The organism is Cupriavidus sp. MP-37 (assembly GCF_020618415.1).
Classification (GTDB): domain Bacteria; phylum Pseudomonadota; class Gammaproteobacteria; order Burkholderiales; family Burkholderiaceae; genus Cupriavidus.
The window spans coordinates 568,639-591,799 of record NZ_CP085345.1 but is presented as its reverse complement, the minus strand read 5'-3'; the positions used below and the strand labels follow the sequence as shown (position 1 = coordinate 591,799).

At 68.9% G+C, this 23,161-nt stretch carries 19 protein-coding genes; 13 read left to right on the top strand and 6 right to left on the bottom strand.

Annotated elements, in window-relative coordinates; translation table 11 throughout:
• Nucleotides 1–18 precede the first annotated feature (18 nt).
• Nucleotides 19–1,131, bottom strand: coding sequence for a GlxA family transcriptional regulator (locus tag LIN44_RS19165; protein ID WP_227315834.1), 1,113 nt, complete (start codon nucleotides 1,129–1,131; stop codon nucleotides 19–21).
• A 183-nt stretch (nucleotides 1,132–1,314) separates the two neighbouring features.
• Between LIN44_RS19165 and LIN44_RS19160 the strand changes: the two genes are divergently transcribed.
• Together LIN44_RS19160 and LIN44_RS19155 are read left to right on the top strand one after the other, a co-directional pair.
• A complete protein-coding gene (locus LIN44_RS19160; RefSeq protein ID WP_227315832.1) occupies nucleotides 1,315–2,574 on the top strand; it encodes a M20/M25/M40 family metallo-hydrolase in 1,260 nt (419 codons plus the stop codon).
• Between the two features lie 125 nt (nucleotides 2,575–2,699).
• Nucleotides 2,700–2,963: a hypothetical protein gene (locus tag LIN44_RS19155; RefSeq protein ID WP_227315831.1), complete on the top strand. Its 264-nt coding sequence runs from the start codon at nucleotides 2,700–2,702 to the stop codon at nucleotides 2,961–2,963.
• Nucleotides 2,964–2,989: 26 nt separating this feature from the next.
• Here LIN44_RS19155 and LIN44_RS19150 read toward each other — a convergent pair whose 3' ends face one another.
• From LIN44_RS19150 to LIN44_RS19140, 3 genes are all read right to left on the bottom strand, one after another.
• On the bottom strand, nucleotides 2,990–4,567 hold the full coding sequence (locus tag LIN44_RS19150) for a phospholipase D family protein (protein WP_227315830.1): 1,578 nt from the start codon (nucleotides 4,565–4,567) through the stop codon (nucleotides 2,990–2,992).
• A gap of 146 nt (nucleotides 4,568–4,713) precedes the next feature.
• Nucleotides 4,714–5,286, bottom strand: coding sequence for a superoxide dismutase family protein (locus tag LIN44_RS19145; protein ID WP_227315828.1), 573 nt, complete (start codon nucleotides 5,284–5,286; stop codon nucleotides 4,714–4,716).
• Nucleotides 5,287–5,430: 144 nt separating this feature from the next.
• Nucleotides 5,431–6,366, bottom strand: coding sequence for a LysR family transcriptional regulator (locus tag LIN44_RS19140; protein ID WP_026164390.1), 936 nt, complete (start codon nucleotides 6,364–6,366; stop codon nucleotides 5,431–5,433).
• Between the two features lie 427 nt (nucleotides 6,367–6,793).
• Between LIN44_RS19140 and LIN44_RS19135 the strand changes: the two genes are divergently transcribed.
• From LIN44_RS19135 to LIN44_RS19110, 6 genes are all read left to right on the top strand, one after another.
• Entirely contained in the window at nucleotides 6,794–7,702 is a 909-nt protein-coding gene (locus LIN44_RS19135) for an alpha/beta hydrolase (RefSeq protein ID WP_227315827.1), read from the top strand.
• Between the two features lie 248 nt (nucleotides 7,703–7,950).
• A complete protein-coding gene (locus LIN44_RS19130) occupies nucleotides 7,951–9,192 on the top strand; it encodes an efflux RND transporter periplasmic adaptor subunit (protein ID WP_227315826.1) in 1,242 nt (413 codons plus the stop codon).
• Nucleotides 9,193–9,492: 300 nt separating this feature from the next.
• The gene (locus LIN44_RS19125) at nucleotides 9,493–12,678 is read left to right on the top strand and encodes an efflux RND transporter permease subunit (protein ID WP_227315825.1); all 3,186 of its coding nucleotides are present in this window, start codon (nucleotides 9,493–9,495) and stop codon (nucleotides 12,676–12,678) included.
• 194 nt (nucleotides 12,679–12,872) lie between these two features.
• Nucleotides 12,873–14,396 (top strand): efflux transporter outer membrane subunit, encoded by a 1,524-nt coding sequence (locus LIN44_RS19120; protein WP_227315823.1) that lies wholly within the window; start codon nucleotides 12,873–12,875, stop codon nucleotides 14,394–14,396.
• Nucleotides 14,397–14,502: 106 nt separating this feature from the next.
• Nucleotides 14,503–15,069, top strand: a complete 567-nt coding sequence (locus LIN44_RS19115) for an SRPBCC family protein (RefSeq protein ID WP_227315822.1) — start codon at nucleotides 14,503–14,505, stop codon at nucleotides 15,067–15,069.
• A gap of 79 nt (nucleotides 15,070–15,148) precedes the next feature.
• Complete coding sequence (locus LIN44_RS19110; protein ID WP_227315821.1) at nucleotides 15,149–15,616, top strand: DUF2127 domain-containing protein; 468 nt, start codon at nucleotides 15,149–15,151, stop codon at nucleotides 15,614–15,616.
• Here the strand turns inward: LIN44_RS19110 and LIN44_RS19105 are convergent.
• On the bottom strand, nucleotides 15,568–17,379 hold the full coding sequence (locus LIN44_RS19105) for an ExeM/NucH family extracellular endonuclease (protein ID WP_227315820.1): 1,812 nt from the start codon (nucleotides 17,377–17,379) through the stop codon (nucleotides 15,568–15,570). The genes LIN44_RS19110 and LIN44_RS19105 overlap by 49 nt on opposite strands.
• A 155-nt stretch (nucleotides 17,380–17,534) precedes the next feature.
• Here LIN44_RS19105 and LIN44_RS19100 point away from each other — a divergent pair, with 155 nt between their 5' ends.
• Complete coding sequence (locus LIN44_RS19100) at nucleotides 17,535–17,825, top strand: antibiotic biosynthesis monooxygenase (protein WP_227316371.1); 291 nt, start codon at nucleotides 17,535–17,537, stop codon at nucleotides 17,823–17,825.
• Nucleotides 17,826–17,832: 7 nt separating this feature from the next.
• Complete coding sequence (locus tag LIN44_RS19095) at nucleotides 17,833–18,471, top strand: phosphatidylcholine/phosphatidylserine synthase (protein ID WP_227315819.1); 639 nt, start codon at nucleotides 17,833–17,835, stop codon at nucleotides 18,469–18,471.
• A gap of 19 nt (nucleotides 18,472–18,490) precedes the next feature.
• On the opposite strand, the gene LIN44_RS19090 is transcribed toward LIN44_RS19095, so the two are convergent.
• Nucleotides 18,491–19,318 carry an IclR family transcriptional regulator gene (locus LIN44_RS19090; RefSeq protein WP_227316370.1) on the bottom strand — a complete coding sequence of 276 codons (828 nt, stop codon included), beginning with the start codon at nucleotides 19,316–19,318 and terminating at the stop codon, nucleotides 18,491–18,493.
• A gap of 277 nt (nucleotides 19,319–19,595) precedes the next feature.
• Between LIN44_RS19090 and LIN44_RS19085 the strand changes: the two genes are divergently transcribed.
• Genes LIN44_RS19085 through LIN44_RS19075 form a run of 3 tightly spaced genes read left to right on the top strand, consistent with a single transcriptional unit; the run spans nucleotide 19,596 to nucleotide 23,141 of the window.
• Nucleotides 19,596–20,585, top strand: coding sequence for a sugar ABC transporter substrate-binding protein (locus LIN44_RS19085; protein WP_227316369.1), 990 nt, complete (start codon nucleotides 19,596–19,598; stop codon nucleotides 20,583–20,585).
• A 44-nt stretch (nucleotides 20,586–20,629) separates the two neighbouring features.
• Nucleotides 20,630–22,123, top strand: a complete 1,494-nt coding sequence (locus tag LIN44_RS19080; RefSeq protein ID WP_227315818.1) for a sugar ABC transporter ATP-binding protein — start codon at nucleotides 20,630–20,632, stop codon at nucleotides 22,121–22,123.
• Complete coding sequence (locus LIN44_RS19075) at nucleotides 22,110–23,141, top strand: ABC transporter permease (RefSeq protein WP_227315816.1); 1,032 nt, start codon at nucleotides 22,110–22,112, stop codon at nucleotides 23,139–23,141. The genes LIN44_RS19080 and LIN44_RS19075 overlap by 14 nt, the downstream gene beginning before the upstream one ends.
• The last annotated feature ends 20 nt before the right edge of the window (nucleotides 23,142–23,161 follow it).

The window sequence follows — 23,161 nt, the reverse complement described above, 5'->3', positions numbered from 1 at the left end:
GCGCATCCGCGCGGCGCGCTACCGGTGCGCGCCACGCTGCGCGGCGCGCTTTGTCGCGGCATCTTCCATGCGCCAGTAGCGCCGCCGCGCCCGCAGCGCAAAGCGGGTGCGGTAGTCCGACATCGACATGCCCATGGCGCGCTGGAACAGCCGGCGGAACGCGGCGGCGTCGCTGTAGCCGCACGCCTCGGCGATGGCATGGGTGCCGTGCAGCGTGACTTCCAGCAGCATGCGGGCGCGCTCCACGCGCAGCGTGTGCAGGTAGTCGAGCGGCGTCATGCCGGTGACCTGGCCGAAATGCCGCAGCAGCGTGCGTTCGCTGACCGCCGCCGCCTGCGCCACCGCGGCCAGCCGGTAGGGCTCGGACACATGGTCGCGCAGCCATTGGATGGCGCGGTAGACCGGGCTGTCGGCGGTGCGCCCGAGCCAGCGTTGCGACACCAGCGCCGGCACGCTGCGCTGGCGCTCGGGCTGGAACAGCATCAGCCGCGACGCGGCCTGCGCCAGGTCAGGGTCGTGCAGGTGGCCCAGCACGCGCAGCATGAACTCCACCTGCAGCGCCGGCGCCACGCAGGAAAACACTTGCCCGTGCACGCTCATGGCCGCGTCGCTGGCCAGATCGCAATGCGGGTACTGGCGCGCCATCCAGCTCTGGAACATCCACGGCGCGCCCACGCTGGCGCCATCCAGCAGGCCCAGCTGCAGCGGCAGCACCATCCCCGACGCACACGCGGCAATCCAGCCGCCCGCGCGCGCATGGCGCTCCACCAGGCGCAGTGCCGTGGCATCGCGCAGCACCAGCTCGCCCAGTTGCGGCGCATTGCTGGCCAGCAGCGCGGGAATGACCAGCAGCGTGCGGCTGCCCGGCGTTCGCGCGCGCCGCGTCGACGACACCAGCCCGGGCAGCTCGGTGGCCAGCGTGCGCCCGTTGGCGCCGCACAGTTGCCAGCTCAGCGTCGGCGCGGAGTCGGGGCGCTGCAGGCTGGCTACGCCCGCCACCGTGCGCAGCACGTCGAGCGTGGTGAACAGGCTGCCGGGCATGGCTTGCGGCAGCCACAGCAGGTGCACGTGCAGCGGGACGTGCTGTGACGATGGCGCGATGGCGGCAGTGGCGGCGGTGGGGGCTGGCATGCCTTGAGGCGGTTCGAATGGCGGGAGCTGGCCGGGACTGCGGAACGCCGTGGCGGGATCGGCATCCGGATTGGCGATATTGAACCTCCCCATTGTGGATGGCAAGGACTAGCATCGTGCCGTTGTGCCGCGGCGTACGGCTATGCCGCGGCACCGCCAACAAGACCAGACCGAGGAGATTCCATGCCGTATTCCGTTCGCCACGTTGCCGTTGCCGCCGCCCTGACGCTTGCCGGGGCCGGCACCCTGGCCAGTGCCGCGCAGCCCGATGCCGCGCTGCTGTCCGCCGCGCAGGCGGCGCAGCCCAGGGTCGTGCAGTCGCTCAAGGAGATGGTGTCGATCGAATCCGGCAGCGCCAATGCCAGGGGGCTGGCACAGATGGCCAGCTATACCGAGAAGCGGCTGCAGGCGCTGGGCGCAAAGGTCGAGCGCCTGCCGGTGACCAAGGGCCCGGGCACCATGGTCAAGGCCACCTTCACCGGCACCGGCAAGCGCCGCGTCATGCTGATCGCGCACCTCGATACCGTGTACCCCGACAACACGCTGGCGACGCAGCCGATCCGCGAGGAAGGCAACCGGCTCTATGGCCCGGGCATCGCCGACGACAAGGGCGGCATCGCCGTGATCCTGCATTCGCTGGAGATCCTGAAGCAGCAGGGCTGGCGCGACTACGCGCAGATCACGGTGCTGTTCAACCCCGACGAGGAAGTCGGCTCGGTCGGCTCGGCGGAAACCATCGCCACGCTGGCGGCGCAGCATGACGTGGTGCTGTCGTGCGAACCCACCGCGGCCAAGGACGTGGTCAAGGCCGAGGCGCTGCTGCTGGGCGCCTCCGGCACCGCCACCGCCACCATGCAGGTCAAGGGCCGCGCCTCACACGCCGGCGCCGCGCCGGAGCGCGGCCGCAATGCGCTGCTCGAGCTCGCCCACCAGCTGCAGCAGACCCGCGACGCGGCCAGCCTGGTGCCGGGCTCGCAGCTGAACTGGACCCAGGCCCAGGCCGGCACGGTGCGCAACCAGATCCCGGAAAGCGCCGTGGCCTACGGCGACGTGCGCACCACGGCAGCCGGTGCCGCCGAAAAGCTGAAGGTGGCGCTGCAGGACAAGGTCAAGTCCAGCCAGCTGGTGCCCGACACGCACACCACGGTAACGATGGAAGAGGGCCGTCCGCCGTTCGTCGCCGACGCGCGCGGCCGCGCCCTGGCCAGGCGCGCGCAGGAAATCTACGCCGAGCTGGACGGCCGCACGCTGGCGCTGGCCGAAGGCACCGGCGGCGCCACCGACGCCAGCTATGCGGCCAAATCGGGCAAGCCCGCGGTGGTCGAGAGCTTCGGCCTGGCGGGCTTCGGCTATCACGCGCGCGATGAATACATCGAACTGGATTCGATCGTGCCGCGCCTGTACCTGATGACGCGGATCCTGCAGGATATTGGCCGCAACTGAGCGGTCGCCACCGAGCCCGCCCCCGGGCTTTCCCCACGTCCCGGCAAAGGCCCTGCACGGCCTGCTACAGTGTCATGGCCGCCTGCCTGGCGGCCATGACAAAAGAGCTTCCGGGGAGACAGCAGATGAATCGCAAAGGCCTGGTCGACGCCGCCATGGCGCTCGAAGACCTGGCGGCCGGCAACACGCCCGCGCCCGCCCAGGTGGCGGCGGGCGCCGCCGCACTGGAGAAGATCCATGCCGATTTCCCGGCCTGGCGCGACGTGGGCGACGCGCTGTTCGGCCTGAAGGCGCTGGCCGGCGGCAGCGGCATGGCGCTCGATGCGAACGGGCGCCAGCGCGCTAGCCGGCTGGCCGATGTGGTGCGCAGCCTGATCGACCAGATCTGACTGCCCGGACCTGAGCGGCCGCGCGCCTACAGCATCGATTCGATCGGCAGGATCGACAGGAACCAGATGCCAAGACGGCGCCACCAGCTGGTGTTGGGCTCGGTATCGTGGCGGATGATTTCGTCGCCGCGCCGCTCCAGCCAGTACAGCCGGCCGGTTTCGTCCAGCTTGACCTGGTAGGCCGCTTGCGGGACCACGCCGGCGAAGGTGGATTCGATCCGGCCCGCCAGCGCAGGGCTGTCGATGATGAACCCGAGTTCGGTGTTGAGCATGGCCGAACGCGGATCGAAATTGAACGAGCCGACGAAGACCCGGCTGCCGTCGACCGCGAAGGTCTTGGCGTGCAGGCTGGAGCCCGAGCTGCCGAAGGGTCCGGCGCGTTCTTCCTTCTTGCGGGGCGCGGCCGCGCGCCGCAGTTCGTACAGGTCCACGCCGGCCTCGAGCAGGGCCTTGCGCCGCTTGGCATAGCCCGAATGCACGGCGGCCACGTCGGTGGCCTCCAGCGCGTTGGTCAGTACGCGTACCGCGACGCCGCGCTGTGCCATGTCGGCGAAATAAGACGTGCCGCCGGTCGACGGCACGAAGTAGGGCGAGACCAGGTCGAGCTCGCGCTGCGGCTCGCCAAGGATCTCGCGCAGCTGGTGCGCCACCAGCGTGCCGCGCGAGGCCTCGCCCAGCGCCTTGCCGGGGTTGTCGCTGACCATGCGCGTGCTGGCCCACTGGAACTGCAGCGTGCCGTCGAGCATCCGCTGCACGTCGGGCAGTTCGCGCACCGCGGCCAGGTAAGCCGCCGCGGCCGGGTTGCGCTCGACTTCGCGGGCGTGCCCGACCAGCGCCTGCAGCCGTTCCACGCTGACCGGCGGCAGCAGCCGGTCCACCGGGTAGGCCGAGGCGCTGGACCAGTAGCGGTCAAAGTCCTGCGCCACGTCGCCGGCCGCGGGGCCGACCGCAATCACGTCGAGGTCGGCGAACAGCACGCCGTCGGTGGCGCCGAAATATTCATCGCCGATATTGCGCCCGCCGATGATGGTGGCAACGCCGTCGGCGGTGAACGACTTGTTGTGCATGCGCCGGTTCAGGCGGCGGAAATCCGTCAGGAAATTGAGCGCCTTGGGGTGGCGGATCACGAACGGATTGAAGATCCGCACTTCGACATGCGGGTGCGCGTCCAGCGCGGCCAGCAGTTCATCCATGCCGGCAATGCCGTTGTCGTCGAGCAGCAGGCGCACGCGCACGCCGCGTTCGGCGGCCTGGCGCAGGGCTTCGAGCATCAGCGTGCCGGTCAGGTCATCGCGCCAGATGTAGTACTGCACGTCGAGCGTGCGCTGCGCGATGCGCGTCAGTTGCACGCGCGCGGCAAAGGCAGCGTAGGCGTTTTCCAGCGGATGGATGCCGCTCAGCCCCGGGTGGCGCGCCACTTCGCCGGCCAGCGCCTGGCCCAGCGGCGTGGCCCGGGCTTCGGCCGGGGTCAGGGCAAAGGACTCGGTGCGATGATCCAGCGGTGGCAGCGCGCAGCCGCCCAGCAGGGCGGCGCAGCACAGCATCAGGGAACTGGCGCGCAGGCAGCGGTGTGGGACCGGCGCGGCGTCTGACGGCAATGGCATTAGGGTTCAGGGCGGCCCCGTCGCGGGCCCCCGTGGTTGCGGCGATGGCGCCATGTTGCCATGCCGATGGTTCGCTCCCTCTCCCGGAAGCGGAAGAGGGAGAACTGCGGCAGGTTCGCAGAAATACTCGGGGCGCTATTCCCGCCTTACGAAGCCGCCACCACGCCGCAGGCAATGCGGCCGCCGGCATTGCCGGTGGGCTGCGTCTTGTAGTCGTCCGGATCCTTGTGCACCACCACCGCGCGGCCGATCACGCTGTTGGCGCCGGTGCCCACCGACAGCGACGGCAGCAGCATGCTGACGCGCACGTTGCCGCTGGCATCGGCGGTGACGTTGTTCATGTCGCCGGCATGGTGGTCCGGCATCGTCATCTGCCCGTGGGGCTTGCCGGTCGGGTTGAAATGGCCGCCTGCGCTCATCGCGTCAGGCGCGGAGCAGTCGCCTTTCTCGTGGACGTGGAAGCCGTGGACCGAATTGGGCGGCAGCCCGGTGATCGCGGCGGTCATCATCACGCCGCCCGGTTGCTGCTGGAAGGTGACGGTGCCCGCGGTGTTGGAGCCGCTCTTGGGCTGCAGCGTGGCCGACGCCCGCGCACCGCTGGTAGCGCCGCTGGCGGACGGACTGGCCGCGGACGAGGAAGGCATGCCGGAGCCGGCGCAGCCGGCCAGTGCAACGGTTGCGGCAATGCAGGCCGCCAGGGGGGTAAGCACTTGTTTCATCGGAATCCTCTTCTTGTCGTGATTTCGGATGAAACAGTATAGGTCGGCGCCCGCTGAACCGATTTCCGGTTTTGTCCTACATGCCGCCTGGCATGCGCGCCGCTGGCGGATCGCGCCAGGGCGTGTCACGCTCAGGCCGTTCGATCAGGCCGCCACGGGCAGCGGCTGCTGTGCCGCACCAAAATGCGGATGGCGCGAGAACAGCTCCGCGGCCCAGTTCACGAACACCCGCACCTTGGCCGACAGGTGCCGGTTCTGCGGATACATCGCCGAGATCGGCAGTTCGTCGGTCTGCCAGTCGGCCAGGATTTCCACCAGCCGGCCGCTGGCCACGTAGGGCTCGGCCATGGCGCGCGAGATGCGCGCGATGCCGTGGCCTTCCAGCGCGCAGCCCAGGTAGACATCGGCGTCGTTGGTGGAAATGGCGGAGGGCAGCAGCACCTCGCCGCGTTCGGTGCCGCGCGCCAGCGGCCAGGGCATTTCCCGGCCGGTGCGGTTGGACAGGAAATTGACCGCCTTGTGCTGCGCCAGCTCGGCCAGGTCGCGCGGGGTGCCGTTGCGGTTCAGGTAGATGGGAGAGGCGTAGAACGCCAGCTGCACGTGGCCGATGCGGCGGGCCACCATGGCCTCATCCAGCGGAATGCCCACGCGCAACACCACGTCGACGCCTTCCTGCAGCAGGTCGATCGGCTTGCCGTTGATGGTCAGTTCCAGCTTCAGGTCCGGATAGGCCTGGAAGAATTCATGCAGGTGCGGCACCAGCACCAGTTGCGCCAGCCCGGCGGTGGTGTCGACCGAGAGCGTGCCGCGCGGCGAGTTGTTCTGGCGCGTCAGCGACTGCTCGGCCTCCTCGACATCGGCCAGGATGCGCACGCAGCGCTCGTAGTACGCGGCGCCGTCGTTGGTCACGCTGATGCGGCGCGTGGTCCGGTGCAGCAGCTTTACGCCGAGGTGGGTTTCCAGGTTCTGGATCAGGCGGGTCAGCGTGGCCTTGGGCAGGTCCATCGACTCGGCGGCACGCGCAAAGCTGCCGACATCGACGACCCGGGTGAATGCCTGCATTGATACGAGACGGTCCATGATGAGGTTCCGACGATAGATCCGAACGGCGTGCCGCCGGCGCTGGTGGCGCACGCGGCGTGTCTTGTTGTTGTGATGGGGAGTCTGCCGGCTGGCACGGGATGCGCGCTGGCTGGGCGCGATGCCGGCATGGGTTCTGTCAGGCGTCCGGCGCCGCGGGAGTCCTGCCGACGGGCCGGGCGCGCAACGGCCTGGCCAACCGCCGCGCGTGCCGAGAGCGGGAGTGAATCACAAAATCCAAGACCTTGTCATGCGTGGGGATTTCCATTTGCAGACGCATGGCAGGACGCCTGACAGGCCGGTTTGCGATTATTCCAATCCCGGAACAGTGCATTGGCGATCTCTCGCTTTATCCCATCCTCGTCAATCACCATAATCCGTTGCATCGCAACACTCAAGCGCATTGTCCATGCCGTGCGCCGATGCCATGTCACAGAAGCCAGGCCAACGCTCCGCAGCCGCCAGCGCCGTCACTGCCCCCGCGGCAGCCGGGCCGGGACAGGCGCGCGTGGCCGAGCACACGGTGACCAGCGACGGCCGCGAGATCCTGGTGCGGGTGTGCTATCCGCCGGGCTACCCGGCGCCGGGCCTCGACAGCGCCGCGCTGCTGCCGTGGCTGGTGTACCTGCATGCCGGCGGCTTCGTCGACGGCGGCCTGGAGCACGCTTGCCACCTGGTGCAGGACCTGGCCACGACGGTGCCCGCGGTGGTGGTCACGCCGGCGTATTCGCTGGCACCGGACCATCCGTTCCCGGCGGCGCCCGAGGATGCGCACAGCACGGTGCAATGGGTGCTGCGCAATGCCCGGCGGCTGAAGGTCGACAAGACCCGCTTCGCGCTGGTGGGCGAGGAAGCCGGCGGCAACCTGGCGATCGCGCTGGCGCAGATGCTGCGCGACCGCGGCACCGCGCAGCCGCGCGGGCAATGGCTGATCCGCCCGGTGACCGACCCGTGCCTGCAGCATGCCTCCTGCGCGGGTTACGGCGGCGGCGCGGTGCCGATGGAAACCCTGCGCCGGCTGGCCGACAACTATCGCGACTACCTGCCGACGCCGGCCGATACGGTGCATCCGTATGCCGCCCCGGCGCTGGCCTCGCGCCTGGCCGGGCTGCCGCCCACGCTGGTGCAGGTGGCTGAACACGACGCGCTGCGCGCCGAAGGCGAAGCCTTCGCCGGGCGCCTGGGCAAGGCCGGTGTGCCGGCCCAAGCCATGATCATGCCCGGCGCCTGCGGCGACGGCGTGGAAGAGACCCATGACAGCTGTCAGGCATGGGTCGACGAAGGAGCGCGGTTCCTGCGGCGATGTCTGGCCGTGGCCGACGCTACCTCACCCTGACTGAACGCCGCGCTGGCGCCAACGCCAGCCGGCCTGGAGCCGAGCCCGCCGGCTGAGCCGCTCCAGCCAACCGCCAGCCGGCTCTGTTTCGGCCAGAGCCAGGACCGCGACGCGCGCTGTGATGCGCGCGCGGTCCCCAGTCCGACCATCAGTCTGACCATGGTTCCGATCCGCCCGCGCGGACCGGCAGGCGGCGTTCGGCCATTTGCTTTTCCGGTTGAAGAAAACCCGATCCAGGAGTTTGAGAAATGCAGCAGCAGAAGCGACGTACCCTGATTGCCCTCGCCATCGTCGTGGTGCTCGGTGCCGGCGTGGCCGGTTCGATCCTGCGCCCTTGGCACAGCGGCGAAGCCCACGCCAACACGCCGCCGCCCGCGCCCGCCATCGAAGTGGCCGCGGTGGTCGGGCAGACCATCACCGAGTGGGATGAGTTCTCCGGCCGCCTGGAAGCGGTGGACCGGGTGGAGATCCGGCCGCGCGTCGGCGGCACCATCGACGCCGTGCACTTCCGCGAAGGCGCGCTGGTGAAGAAGGGCGATCCGCTCTTCACCATCGACCCGCGGCCTTATGCCGCGGAGGTGGCCCGCGCCGAGGCCGCGCTGGCCGCGGCGCAGGTGCGCGCGGCGCACGCCAAGAGCGAGGGCGAACGCGCACAGCGCCTGCTGGACGACAACGCGATCTCGCGCCGCGAGTTCGACGAGCGCATCCACGCCGCGCGCGAGACCGGCGCCAACGTGCGCGCCGCGCAGGCGCAGCTGGAAACCGCGCGCCTGAACCTGGCCTACACCCGCATCACCGCACCGGTGTCCGGCCGCGTATCGCGCGCCGAGATCACGGTGGGCAACCTGGTGGCCCCGGGCGCGGCGACGCCGCCGCTGACCACGGTGGTGTCGGTGTCGCCGATCTACGCGAGCTTCGAGATCGACGAGCAGAGCTACCTGCGCTACACCGCTCCGGGCGCCGGCGGCGGGCAGGCCAACCTGCCGGTCTACCTCGGTCTGGCCAACGAAGACGGCCATCCGCACCAGGGCAAGATCCAGTCGGTCGACAACCGGCTCGACACGCGCAGCGGCACCATCCGCGTGCGCGCGGTGTTCGACAACGAAGGCGGCCGCCTGCTGCCGGGCCTGTACGCCAAGGTCAAGATGGGCGGCGGCGCGCCGCATGCCGCGGTGCTGGTCAACGACCGCGCCGTCGGCACCGACCAGGGCAAGAAGTTCGTGCTGGTGGTCGACAAGGCCAACAAGCTGGTCTACCGCGAAGTCGAGCTGGGACCCAACCACGACGGCCTGCGCGTGATCCGCAAGGGCCTGAAGCCGGGCGAGAACATCGTGGTCAATGGCCTGCAGCGCGTGCGTCCGGGCGATACGGTGCAGCCGAAGACGGTCGCCATGGCGTACCGCAGCGAACTGGAGCCGCGCGGCACCAGCCCCGACCGCAAGCAGGCCGCGAGCGAGAAGGGTGAGGCAGACATGAAGCCGGTGAGTTGAGCGCCAAGAAAGCTTGCAGTGGGTTTGCTCCCCTCTCCCGCTTGCGGGAGAGGGGCAGGGGGTGAGGGCAGGACCGTCAAAGGCTGAGGCCGGTGGGTTAAAACCGTTGGCTTCGTTTGTTGTGGTTCCTTGTTAGACCACCCCTCACCCCGGCCCTCTCCCCATGAGGGGAGAGGGAGAACACCCTGCTCAGGCTAATTCGGACGGCTTTGGAGCACCCCTAGTTTTTGTCGTTCCCCAAGCAGCAGATGGTGCCCGCCACAAGCGGGCCGCCAGGGGAGCGCTTTCGCAGAGACCAAGATGAATCTCTCAAAATTCTTTATCGACCGCCCCATCTTCGCGGGGGTGCTGTCGGTGCTGATCTTCCTGATCGGCGCCATCTCGATGTTCAAGCTGCCGATCTCGGAGTACCCGGAGGTGGTGCCGCCTTCAGTGGTGGTGCGCGCGCAGTACCCCGGCGCCAACCCCAAGGTGATCGCCGAAACCGTGGCGTCGCCGCTGGAAGAGCAGATCAATGGCGTCGAGGACATGCTGTACATGTCGTCGCAGTCCAACAGCGACGGCCTGCTCACGCTGACCGTGACCTTCAAGCTGGGCACCGACCCGGACAAGGCGCAGCAGCTGGTGCAGAACCGCGTCTCGCAGGCCGAGCCGCGGCTGCCGGAAGACGTGCGGCGGCTTGGCATCACCACGGTCAAGAGCTCGCCGGACCTGACCATGGTGGTCCACCTGGTCTCGCCCAACGACCGCTATGACATGACCTACCTGCGCAACTACGCGGTGATCAACGTCAAGGACCGGCTGGCGCGGCTGCAGGGCGTGGGCCAGGTGCAGCTGTTCGGCTCGGGCGACTACGCCATGCGCGTGTGGCTCAACCCGGAAAAGATGGCCGAGCGCCAGCTGGCCACGGGCGACGTGATCAAGGCCATCCGCGAGCAGAACGTGCAGGTGGCGGCCGGCGTGATCGGCCAGTCGCCGTCGCTGCCCGGCGCCGACCTGCAGCTGTCGGTCAATGCGCAGGGCCGACTGAGCACCGTGGAAGAGTTCGGCGATATTGTCGTGCGCACCTCCGCCGACGGCGCCGTGACCTACCTGAAGGATGTCGCCCGCATCGAGCTGGGTGCTTCGGAATACGCGCTGCGCTCGCTGCTCGACAACAAGCCCGCGGTGGCGATTCCCATCTTCCAGGCGCCTGGCTCCAACGCCATCCAGATCTCGGATGACGTGCGCAAGACCATGGAAGAGCTGAAGCAGAACTTCCCGGACGGCATCGACTACAGCATCGTCTATGACCCGACGCAGTTCGTGCGCCACTCGATCGAGGCGGTGACGCACACGCTGTTCGAGGCGATTGCGCTGGTGGTGCTGGTGGTGATCCTGTTCCTGCAGACCTGGCGCGCATCGATCATCCCGCTGCTGGCGGTGCCGGTATCGATCGTCGGGACCTTCGGGTTGATGCACCTGTTCGGCTTCTCGATCAATGCGCTGTCGCTGTTCGGGCTGGTGCTGGCGATCGGCATCGTGGTCGATGACGCGATCGTGGTGGTGGAAAACGTCGAGCGCAATATCGAGGAAGGGCTGACGCCGAAGGAGGCCACCTACAAGGCCATGCGCGAGGTCAGCGGCCCCATCATCGCGATCGCGCTGACGCTGATCGCCGTGTTCGTGCCGCTGGCCTTCATGACCGGCCTGACCGGGCAGTTCTACAAGCAGTTCGCGCTGACCATCTCGATCTCGACCATCATCTCGGCGTTCAACTCGCTGACGCTGTCGCCGGCGCTGTCGGCACTGCTGCTCAAGAGCCACGACGCGCCCAAGGACTGGCTGTCGCGCTGGATGGACCGCGTCTTCGGCGGCTTCTTCAAGCGCTTCAACAAGTTCTTCGGCCGCAGCGCCGAGAGCTATGGCCGCGGCGTCAAGGGCGTGATCCGCCGCAAGGGCTCGGTGTTCGGCGTCTATGCGGTGATGCTGGCGCTGACCTGGGGCGTGTTCCAGCTGGTGCCCAAGGGCTTCGTGCCGGCGCAGGACAAGCAGTACCTGGTGGGCTTTGCCAAGCTGCCCGACGGCGCCACGCTCGACCGCACCGAAGACGTGATCCGCAAGATGAGCGACATCGCACTCAAGCATCCGGGCGTGGAATCGGCGGTCGCCTTCCCGGGCCTGTCGATCAACGGCTTCACCAACAGCCCGAGCGCCGGCATCGTGTTCGCCACGCTCAAGCCGTTCGAGGAGCGCAAGAGCGCCGAGCTGGGCGGCGCGGCCATCGCGGCCGAGCTGAACCAGAAGTACGCGGCAATCCAGGATGCCTTCATCGCGGTGTTCCCGCCGCCGCCCGTGCAGGGCCTGGGCACCATCGGCGGCTTCAAGCTGATGATCGAGGACCGTGCCGCGCTGGGCTATGACGCGCTGTTCGAGGCCACCAACGCGTTCGCCAACAAGGCGCGCGCCACGCCCGAGCTGACCGGCATCTTCAGCAACTACCAGGTCAATGTGCCGCAGCTCGACGTCAAGCTGGACCGCGTCAAGGCCAAGCAGCTGGGCGTGCCGGTGACGGATGTGTTCGACACGCTGCAGACCTACCTGGGCTCGGCCTATGTCAACGATTTCAACAAGTTCGGCCGGACCTACCAGGTCAAGGTGCAGGCCGACGCGCCGTTCCGCGCCCATGCCGAGGACATCCTGCAGCTGAAGACGCGCAACGCCGCCGGCGACATGGTGCCGCTGTCGTCGCTGGTGCAGGTCAAGCAAGGCTTCGGTCCGGACAGCGTGGTGCGCTACAACGGCTTCACTGCCGCCGACATGAACGGCGGGCCGGCGCCCGGATTCTCGTCGGGGCAGGCGCAGGCCGCCGCCGAGCGCATCGCCGCGGAAACGCTGCCCAAGGGCATCAAGTTCGAATGGACCGAGCTGACCTACCAGGACATCCTGGCCGGCAATGCGGGGATCTGGATCTTCCCGCTGTGCGTGCTACTGGTGTTCCTGGTGCTGGCTGCGCAGTATGAGAGCCTGACGCTGCCGCTGGCGGTGATCCTGATCGTGCCGATGAGCCTGCTGGCCGCGATGACCGGCGTGTGGCTGACGCAGGGCGATAACAACATCTTCACGCAGATCGGCTTTATCGTGCTGGTGGGCTTGTCAGCGAAGAACGCGATCCTGATCGTCGAGTTTGCGCGCGAGCTGGAGCATCACGGCCGCACCGTGGTGCAGGCCGCGATCGAAGCCAGCCGCCTGCGCCTGCGCCCGATCCTGATGACGTCGTTCGCCTTCATCATGGGCGTGGTGCCGCTGGTGGTCTCGACCGGCGCCGGTGCGGAGATGCGTCATGCGATGGGCGTGGCGGTGTTCGCGGGCATGCTCGGCGTGACCTTCTTCGGCCTGTTCCTGACGCCGGTGTTTTATGTGGCGCTGCGGCTGCTGGCGACGCGGGGCGAGCGGCGGGCGAAGATTGCGCAGGTCGAACACCAGGCCGTGGCTTCTGCCGAGTAGCGAGTGTGTGCTCCCCTCTCCCGCGCGCGGGAGAGGGGCCGGGGGTGAGGGAGGGCGTGTGTCAAGCATCGAGCCGCTCACTTCGTGGTGGCTCCTGCCCTCACCCCCGCCCCTCTCCCATAAATGGGAGAGGGGAGACAACAGTCGACGGCTCACAATGTTCAGCAGTGCAAAGACAATCCAGGAAACATCAAATGATTGCCCATATCACAAGGCAGTTGCCTCGCATCGCCACCCTGGCCGCGGCGCTAGTCCTCGCGGGCTGCTCGCTCGCGCCGACCTACAAGGTGCCGGAGACGGCCACCGTGCCGGCCTTCAAGGAAGCCGAGGCCGCCCAGGCCGAAGGCGCGCAATGGAAGACCGCGACGCCGGCCGAGGGCCAGCATCGCGGCGAATGGTGGAAGATCTTCGGCGACGCCGAACTGGACCGCCTGATCGCCGCCGCCGGCGAATCCAACCAGGATCTCGCCATCGCCGCGGCGCGCCTGAAGCAGGCGCGCGCCTTTACCGGCGCGACCGAGGCGGACCTCTACCCGCAACTCAGCGTGGGGCTCGATCCGACCCGCTCGCAGCCTTCGGCAGCGTCGCAGGGCTTGCCCGACGGCACCCGCGTGCCGCCGCAGACGGTGCTGAAGGCGCGCGCCTTCGCCAGCTATGAGCTGGACCTGTTCGGCCGGGTCGCGTCCAGCGTCAATGCCGCCCGCGCCGAAGGCGAGGCCGCGGAAGACCTGTACCGCTCGGTGCAGCTGGCGCTGCAGGCCGACGTGGCGCAGGCGTATTTCGCGCTGCGCACGCTCGACAGCGAGCGCGACCTGCTCAACGCCACCATCAGGCTGCGCGAAGATGCGCTGTCGCTGCTGAAGAAGCGCTATGACGCCGGGGAAACCACCGATCTCGATCCCGCCCGTGCCGAAGCGGAACTCGGCACCGCGCGCGCGGACCTGGCCGGCATCGAGCGCCGCCGCGCCAACCAGGAGCATGCCCTGGCAGTGCTGACCGGGGTGCCGCCGGCGGCGTTCTCGCTGCCGTCCAGGCCGTTCGATGCCGCGCCGGTGGCGATCCCCGCCGGGCTGCCGTCCGAGCTGCTGGAGCGGCGCCCGGACATCGCCGCGGCGGAGCGCCAGATGGCGGCGGCCAACGCGCGCATCGGCGTGGCCAAGGCGGCGTTTTTCCCGCGCATCACGCTGACCGGGTTGTTCGGCTTTGAGTCGGCCGATCTGTCCAACCTGTTCAAGTGGTCCTCGCGCACCTGGATGCTGGGGCCGCTGATCGGCTCGAGCATCGCGCAGACCGTATTCGACGGCGGCCGCAACAGCGCCAACCTCGCCGGCGCCCGCGCCGCCCACGAGGAAACGGTGGCGAGCTACCGCCAGACCGTGCTGGTGGCCTTCCGCGAGGTGGAAGACAGCCTCGCTGACGTGCGCTGGCTCAGCCAGCAGGCCGGCGCGCTGGACAGCGCACTCGGCGGCGCCAGGCGTGCGGCGCGGATCTCGCGCAGCCGCTATGATGCGGGCGCGGTCGACTACCTGACGGTGATCGATGCCGACCGCACCGTGCTGCAGTCGCAGCGCGAGGCCAACCAGGTGGCCGGCCTGCGCGCGGCCGCCACGGTATCGCTGGTGCGCCGGCTGGGCGGGGGCTGGGGTCCGCTGCCGGCAACGGTGGCTGCGGCCCCCGCGCCTGCGGCCGAGGGCGCCGCCGCCCCGGTGGCGCGCTGAGCCACGCACGGGACTGGCGCGATGCCGGGCAGTCACTACACTGTAAGCATCGCGCCATGCGTACGGGATGCACGGGTGCGCCCCGCTTGCGTCCTGTCCCGCCGTCATGCTTGTCCGATACAGGAAACTGCTCTGGGGATTCGTCTTCGCCGCGCTCACCGTGGGCGCGCTGGTGGCACCGCTGCCGGGACTGGACCGCACCGCCATCCATGACGAGGTGGTGATCGCGCGCCCGCCGGCGCAGGTCTTCGACTTTGTGGCAACGCCGCGCCACTGGCCCGCCTGGCATCCGGCGTCGCTGGCGGTGGCGGGCGCGACCGACCATCCGCTCGCGCGCGGCGAGCGCGTGGCCGAGACCTTCATGCTGGCGCGGCGCGGCGGCGTGGTGGTCTGGACCGTGATCGAAAGCCAGCCGCCGCGGACGTGGTCGATCGAGGGGGTGGCCGCTGGCCACCGCGTCGGCACCATCACCTACCGGCTGACGCCCGCGATGTCCCCCTCGCTGACGCCCTCGGCCGAACGCACGCGCTTCGAGCGGGAGTTCCGCTACCGCTCGCCGACGCTGCTGTTCGCACTGATCAACCGCCTGACGTTGCGTGACCAGCTCCAGGCCGAGTCCACCGAAGCGGTGCGCCGGCTCAAGTCGCTGCTGGAGGCCCAGCCCGCGTCATAGCGTGCCCCTGGTCCAGGGCCCGCTCGCGATATTGCACAATACCGGCTTTGCACGGCTTGCATCGACCGGAGGAAACCGCATGGCAAAGCAGGGCGCACTGGGCCTCAGGAGCATTGCGTTGTTCGAGGCCGCCAAGGGGCTGCTGGTGATCGTGGCCGGGCTGGGCCTGGCCGCGCTGCTGCATCGCGACGCCCAGGCACTGGCCGAAGCCATCATCCAGCGCTGGCACGTCAATCCCGCCAGCCGCTATCCCACCATCTTCCTGTCGCTGCTGCAGCATCCCGACAATGCGCGGCTGTGGGCCATCGGCGGCTCGGCCGCGGTCTATGCGCTGATGCGCTTTGCCGAGGCCTATGGGCTGTGGCGCGGGCTGGCGTGGGGCAACTGGCTCGGGGTGTGGTCGGGTGGCATCTACATCCCGCTGGAACTGTACGAGGCCCTGGTCCATCCCAGCTGGCTGCATGGCGGGCTGGCCGCGGCCAACCTGGCCATCGTGCTCTACCTGGCGCGCGGGCTGCTGGCGAAATCGACCACCAGGGGGTCGTGATCCGACGACCGGTAGGGGCCGGGTGCATAGAACTCCGGCGCGGCGCCGGACCCCGGCCGCGGGGCATAGGAGAAGGCCGCGGGCTCGTCGGCATTGACATGCCATGCATGGACCGCAACGACACGGGCTGCGGCGCTGGCGTCGGCCAGCATGTGGTCCAGGTAGCCCGCCTGGGCCTCATAGACATAGCTGTAGGCGTGCGCGCCGATAAAGCGCGCGACCAGATCGGCGTAGCCGTGCCGCGCCAGCAGGCGTATCGGGTCCTCCATCGCGTAGCTGTTCAGGTCGCCGATCACCAGCACGCCCGCGTCCGCGATGCCGGTGGGCGCGGTGGCCAGCCAGCGGGCCAGGGTGTCGGCGGCCTGCACGCGCGCGGGGTTCCAGCAGCCCTGGCCGTCGCGCTGGTCCGCTTGCGCGCCGGCGACCTCGACGCAGTTCTTGGACTTGAAATGGTTGACCACCACCGTCACGGGCGCGCCGCCCGCCGCGGCACGGAAGGTGGCCGCGAGCGGCTGGCGGCTGCGCTCGCCCAGCCATGTGGTGGCCGCCCGCCCGGCGGGCAGCGCGGTGCGCGCGTTGTATAGCAGCCCGACCGCGATGGCATCGGCGCCCAGCGCAGGGCTGCCGGGATCGGCCACGCGCCAGTCGGGCCCCAGCAACGCGGCCAGCTGGCGGATCGCGCCGTTCGGGCCGTAGCCATTGTTCTGGACCTCCATCAGGCCGATCACGTCGGCGTCCAGCCCGCGCAGTGCGGCCACGAGCTTGGCCTGCTGCCGTGCCAGCGCTGCCGTGTCCTGCGCGCCGCGGTTGCCGGGCGCATCGAGGCCACCGCCCTGGCCATCGCCATTGAAGTAGTTCTGCAGGTTGAAGGCCGCCAACCGCAGTGCCGTGGCGAGATGCCGCGGCGGCGCTGCGGGGCGCGGGTTGGCGCGCTGGTAGACCGGTGCGCCGGCACCGCGCACCGGCTGCAGCCGCCACTGTCCGTGGCGCCGCTCCAGCACGCCCTGCACGCCGGTGACGGTATCGCCGGCGCGGACCGGATGCTCTGCCGACAGGCGCGCGGGCGGGTAGGGCACCACGGCGGGAAACTGGCGAGTCGAGCCGTCGTCAAGCAGCAACCGGTTGCGGGCATTGGCTGCCGCAGCCTGCCGCGCGGCCGGGCCTGGCAACGCTTGTTGGGTGGGCGCGACGGGTCGCCCGTGGCTCAGCACCACCGTGCCATAACGGCCAAGTTCATGTGTGTCGCTGACGGTCAGCGTCTGCGGCAGGCGCACCAGCATGCCCTCCAGCGCTGCCAGGTCGGACTCGTGGGCGAGTGGCAGCGTCAGCGTCTGCGGCGTGACGGACAGGCCCTGCGTGCATACTGTCGGCGTGCCAGCCAGCACCAGTTGAGTTTGTCCGAATTTTTCCTCGATCTTTCCGGACACGCGCACCATGTCGCCCACATTGGCGCGGGCGCGTGGCGCATAGACGAAGAGCCCCTCCGAACGGCCCGGCCGATGCACGCGCTGCGCGTCCGCGGTCTGCAGGAAGAAGCCGCGCAGACCCCCGTCGCCGCTGAAATCCGCCGTGACGATGGCCTGCAATTCGACCATGCGTCCCGCAAGCGGCGAGGCCTGGCCGGGGGCACGCACGTCGGCCAGCGCGGTCGCGGGACTGCCGCATGGCTGCGTTGCAGCATCCGCGCCGGACGGAACGGCCAGCAGGCAGGCCAGGGACAGTGCGGGCAGCGCAATGCTGCATTCAGGCAGGGGCAGGCGCATGGCGGTTTCGGCAGGTCGTGGCAAGGTGGACGATGCTAACTCCCGCGTGTAACGGAATGCTTGCCGCGGGCATGTGACGCCGCGATCGTGCTAAGGTAGTAGTGACCCGCCGGTACCCGACCGGCGCCGGCATCCACTTCATCGCCTACCACGTCATGATCAAGGAAATCGCGCAAATCACCATCAAGCCCGGCATGGACAAGCAGTTCGAGCATGGCGTAAGCCAGGCCACGCCGCTGTTCCTGCGCTCGCACGGCTGCCACGGCGTGCAGTTGTTCCGCTCGATCGAGCAGCCGGAACAGTACACGCTGGTGGTGGACTGGGAAACCGTGGACGACCATATGGTCCTGTTCCGCGAATCGCCGGAGTTCCAGCAATGGCGCGGCCTGGTGGCGGAGACCTTTGCCGCGCCGCCCAACGTGCACCACGTATCCAAGGTCCTGTAAGCGCGCCATGAACACCCGGCCCGAACGCCCCCGCCATTTCTCGATGCTGCGCGAGTTGCAGCTGGCCGATGTCTTCACGCTCGGCAACGCGGCCTGCGGCATGGGATCGGTGTTCTTCGCGATGTTCTTCGTCGCGGACCAGCAGCTGTCGCATTTCTATACGGCCGCGGCACTGGCGCCGCTGGCCTTTATCTTCGACGTGCTCGACGGCCGCATCGCGCGCTGGCGCCACGCGCATTCCGCACTGGGGCGCGAGCTGGATTCGCTGGCCGACGTCATCTCGTTCGGCGTCGGCCCCGCCACGCTGGCCTTTGCCGCCGGCATGCGCGGCGGCTGGGACCTCGCCATACTGATCTACTTTGTCTGCTGCGGCGTCAGCCGGCTGGCGCGCTTCAACGTCACCGCCGAATCGCTGGCCGCGGGCAGCGACAGCGGCAAGGTGGCGTACTTCGAAGGCACGCCCATCCCCACCAGCGTGCTGCTGACCGCCGTGCTGGCATGGTGCGCCGCGCAGGGCCTGCTGGGCGGCGAGCTGCCTGGCGGCGCATGGGTGCTGGGCCCCGCCGTGCTGCATCCCCTGGTGCTGCTGTTCGCGCTGTCGGGCACGCTGATGGTCAGCAAGACCCTGCGCATCCCGAAGTTCTGAAGCGAACCAGCGGTTCCCGTCATGCTTTCCCTTCCGCCTGCTGATTCACCGACAGCGCCTGCGCCGTGCGGATCAGCAGCGCCCGCGCTTCATCCAGCGTTGGCCCGACATGCCGGTCGATCCTGCGGATATACGGCGACGTCAGCACCGCCATCGCATGGCCTTGGGGATCGAGGATCGGACAGCTGATATCCGTGACGCCAAAAGACTGCAGGCTGTCGCGCTGCTTGTAGCCCAGTTCCCGGATCGACGCGAAGGTCTGCTCCAGTTCCTCGCGCGGGATCTGCACTTCCCCCTCCACCGCATGGTGTTCGTCCAGCATCTGCTGGCGCCGCGCATCGGTCTGGCAGGCCAGCAGCACGTGGCCTGAGCCGGTATCGATCAGGCTGACGCGCGCGCCTTGCCGGATGGAAAGTCCCCACGCGCCCGGTCCGGGCACCTGCGCCACGATCAGCACGTTGCCGCGGTCATACATGCCCAGGTGGCAGGACTGCTCCGCCTGGCGTGCGTACTGGTCCATCAGCGGCAGCGCCTGGGTCACCAGGCGGTTCACCGGCGGATGCCGGTGGGCGAGCGCAAACAGCTTCAGGCTCAGCGCATGGCGGTCCCCGCCCGGGGAACGCATCACGTACTGGCGCGCTACCAGGCGTTCCAGCATCCGGTAAATCTCGCTCTGTCCCCGCCCCAGCGCCTTGACGATCTCGGCGCGGGTCAGGCCGTCGGGGTATTCGGCCAGCAATTCCAGGATATCCAGCCCCTTGTCCAGGGCGGGGGCGCGGTAACGGTCGTTTTCTTCCACGGCTAGCTCTTCTGTAATGGCACTCGTTTGCTTTGTGTAGCGTTGCATTTTTCGAAGTGTAAGCCGGCTGATATCAGGTGATCCGCACGACGCTCCGATATTGCCTTCCATCGTTGCAGGGAAAACCGCGAGCTATCCTGTCCTTGACGCCAAAACATTCGTGTATGAATAATATGTTCACCAATAAATTTACAGAAAGCGCGGTGGCAAGCCCAGCGGGCGCACCGCCGCACCATAAGGAGACAACATGGCGACTCGCGGTTCTTCCGGCATTCCTCTTTCGTTGCCGCATTCCAGGCGCACCACGCCGCGCCTGGCGCGCTGGATGGTCTGTTGCGCCGCCACGCTGGCGGCCGCAGCCGTTGCCGTTCCGGCCCGGGCGGCAGACGCGGGCAAGGTCGGCGTCAACCTGCCGCTGCTGACCTCGCCGTTCTGGCAGGCCTACAACCAGTACATCCCGCGCATGGCGAAGGAGGTCGGCGTAGACATCCTGGCGCCGGTCAACTCCAACCAGGACCCGGCCCAGCAGATCACCGACATTTCGAACCTGATCAACCTGGGCGCCCGCGGGCTGGTGGTGGCGCCGCTGGATTCCGCCGCGATCAGCCGGGCGCTGGAACTTGCCGAGCGGCGCAAGGTGCCGGTGGTGGCGGTGGACGTGGCGCCGACCAAGGGCAAGGTGGCGATGGTGGTGCGCGCGGACAACCGCGCCTACGGCACCAAGTCCTGCCAGTTCCTGGGCCAGCACGTGAAGATGGGCAAGGTGGTCCAGATCATGGGCGATCTGGCCTCGGTCAACGGGCGCGACCGCGCCGAGGCCTTCCGCGGCTGCATGAAGGGCTTCCCGAACCTGACGGTGCTGGAGATCCCGGCCGGCTGGAAGTCCGATGCGGCGGCCGCGGCGCTGGACAGCCTGCTGTCGGCCAACCCTGACGTCAAGGGCATCTACATGCATGCGGGCGGCGTCTACTTGTCGCCAACGCTGCAGACGCTGCGCCGCAAAGGCATGCTGCACCCGGCCGGCGATGCCAGACACATCGTGGTCATCAGCAACGACGGCATCGCGCAAGAGTTCGAGGCCATCCGCAAGGGCGAGATCGACGCCACCATCTCGCAGCCAGCCGACCTGTACGCCAAATACGGGCTGTACTACATCAAGGCGGCGCTGGCGGGACAGACCTTCCGGCCGGGTCCGACCGATCACGGCAGCACCATTGTCGAAGTCTCGCCGGGCGTGCTGGAAGACCAGTTGCCGGCGCCGGTGGTGACGCGCCAGAACGTCGACGACAAATCGCTGTGGGCCAACCAGCGATGAGCGCGGACGCCATCCCGGCGCCATCGGTGCCATCGGCGCCACCGATGCTGGAAGCACGCGGCGTGTCCAAGCAGTTCGGCTCCAGCTTTGCGCTGCGCGACGTCCGCCTCACCGTGATGCCGGGCGAATCGCACGCGCTGGTGGGCCGTAACGGCGCGGGCAAGTCCACGCTGGTGTCGATGCTGACCGGGCTGCGCCAGCCCGACGCGGGCGGCATCTTTTTTCATGGCGAACCTGCGCCAGCGGTATCGGACCGCGAGGCCTGGCGCCGCCGCGTGGCCTGCGTCTACCAGCATTCCACCATCATCCCCGCGCTGACCGTTGCCGAGAACCTGTTCGTCAACCGCCAGCCGCTGCGGCGCGGCTGGATCGACTGGCCCGCGCTGCGCCGGCAGGCGCGCGCGCTGCTCGATACCTGGCGCGTCGATGTGCACGAGGACATGCTGGCCGCCGACCTGTCGGTGGAGGCACGCCAGCTGGTGGAGATCGCGCGTGCGCTGTCGTACGGGGCGCGCTTCATCATCCTCGACGAACCCACCGCGCAGCTGGACGGTGAAGAGATCCGGCGCCTGTTCCGGCGCGTGGCCGACCTGCAGCGCGAGGGCGTGACGTTTCTGTTCATCTCGCACCACCTGCAGGAAATCTACGAGATCTGCCAGACCGTGACGGTGCTGCGCGACGCGCGCCATATCGTTACCGCGCCGGTGGCGGCCATGCCCAAGGACAAGCTGATCGAGGCGATGACCGGAGAGCGCGGCGGACTGGCGCTGGCCGATCCCCGCAGCCGCGCGCCGGTGGCGCATGCGCCCGTGGTGCTGGAGCTGGAGCAGCTTGGTGGCGCTCGCTTTGAAGAGGTTTCGCTGCAGGTGCGTGCCGGTGAAGTGGTGGGCCTGACCGGCGCCACCAGCAGCGGCCACACCGGCGTGGGCGAATCGGTCGCCGGCCTGCGGCGCCCGGCGCGCGGCAGCATCCGCGTACACGGCGTGCCCTTGCCGCCGGGCGACGTGGCGCAGGCGCTGGCGCGCGGCGTGGGCTGCGTACCCAAGGAGCGCCATCGCGAAGGACTGGTGCTGGCGCAGTCGATTGCCGAGAACGCCACCATGACCATCCCGCACCGGCTCGGCCGCTTCGGCTTCCTGTCCGGCGCGCGCAAGCATGCGGTGGCGCGCGACATGATGCGCGCGCTGGCCGTGGCCGCGCGCGATGAACAGCAGCCGGTGGGCGGGCTCTCCGGCGGCAACCAGCAGAAGGTGGTGATGGCGCGCGCGCTGGCCAGCGACCCCGATGTGCTGGTGCTGATCGATCCCACCGCCGGCGTCGACGTGAAGTCGCGCCAGGCCCTGCTCGAGGTGGTCGAGCAACAGCGCCAGGCGGGCAAGGCGGTACTGCTGGTCAGCAATGAACTGGACGACCTGCGCGCCTGCGACCGCGTGCTGGTGATGCTGAGCGGCACCGTGCAGGCCGAGTTCGCGGCCGGCTGGGACGACAGCGAACTGATTGCCTCTATCGAAGGAGTAAGCCTGCATGGAATCGAATGACATCGCGCATGACATCGCGGCAGCCTCAGCCGCGCAGCGCAATGCGGCCCCGGCGCGGCGCCTGCGCCTGGAACGGCTGCGCGAATTCGCGCTGGTGCCCGCGCTGCTGGTGCTGGTCGGCATCGGCGCGCTGGTCAGCCCCAGCTTCCTGACGCAGGCCAACCTGGTCAGCGTGCTGGGTGCCTCGGCGGCGCTGGCACTGGTGGTGCTGGCGGAGTCGCTGATCATCATCACCGGCAAGTTCGACCTGTCAGTGGAATCGACCGTCGGCATCGCCCCCGCGCTGGGCGCGATGCTGGTGATTCCGGCGGCATCGGCCGGCTTCGGCACCGAATGGCCGGTGGCGGCCGGGCTGCTGGTGGTGATCGCCGTCGGCGCGCTGACCGGCTTGATCAACGGCTTCCTGGTGGTCAGGCTGCGGCTGAACGCATTCATCGTCACGCTGGCGATGCTGATCGTGCTGCGCGGCATGCTGGTGGGCGCCACCCAGGGCGGAACGCTGTTCGACATGCCGCAGCCGTTCTTTGCGCTGGCCACCACCACAGTGCTCGGGGTGCCGCTGTCGGTCTGGCTGGCGGCCGCCGCCTTTGGCATCGCCGGCGTGATGCTGCGCTACCACCGGCTGGGGCGCGCGCTCTACGCCATCGGAGGCAATGCGCCGGCGGCGCGCGCGGCCGGCATCAACGTCGAGCGCATTACCTGGGGCGTGTTCATCCTGGCCGGCGCGCTGGCCGCACTGGGCGGGCTCATCGTTACCGGCTATGTCGGGGCCATCAATGCCAACCAGGGCAACGGCATGATCTTCACGGTCTTTGCCGCGGCCGTCATCGGCGGCGTGTCGCTCGATGGCGGCAAGGGCAGCATGACCGGGGCGCTGTGCGGCGTGCTGCTGCTGGGCGTGGTGCAGAACGTGCTGACGCTGGCGCAGGTGCCGTCGTTCTGGATCCAGGCGATCTACGGCGCCATCATCCTCGGCGCGCTGATGCTCGCCCGGCTCACCGGCGAAGAGCAGCAGTAGGCCGGCCATATCCCTTCCAC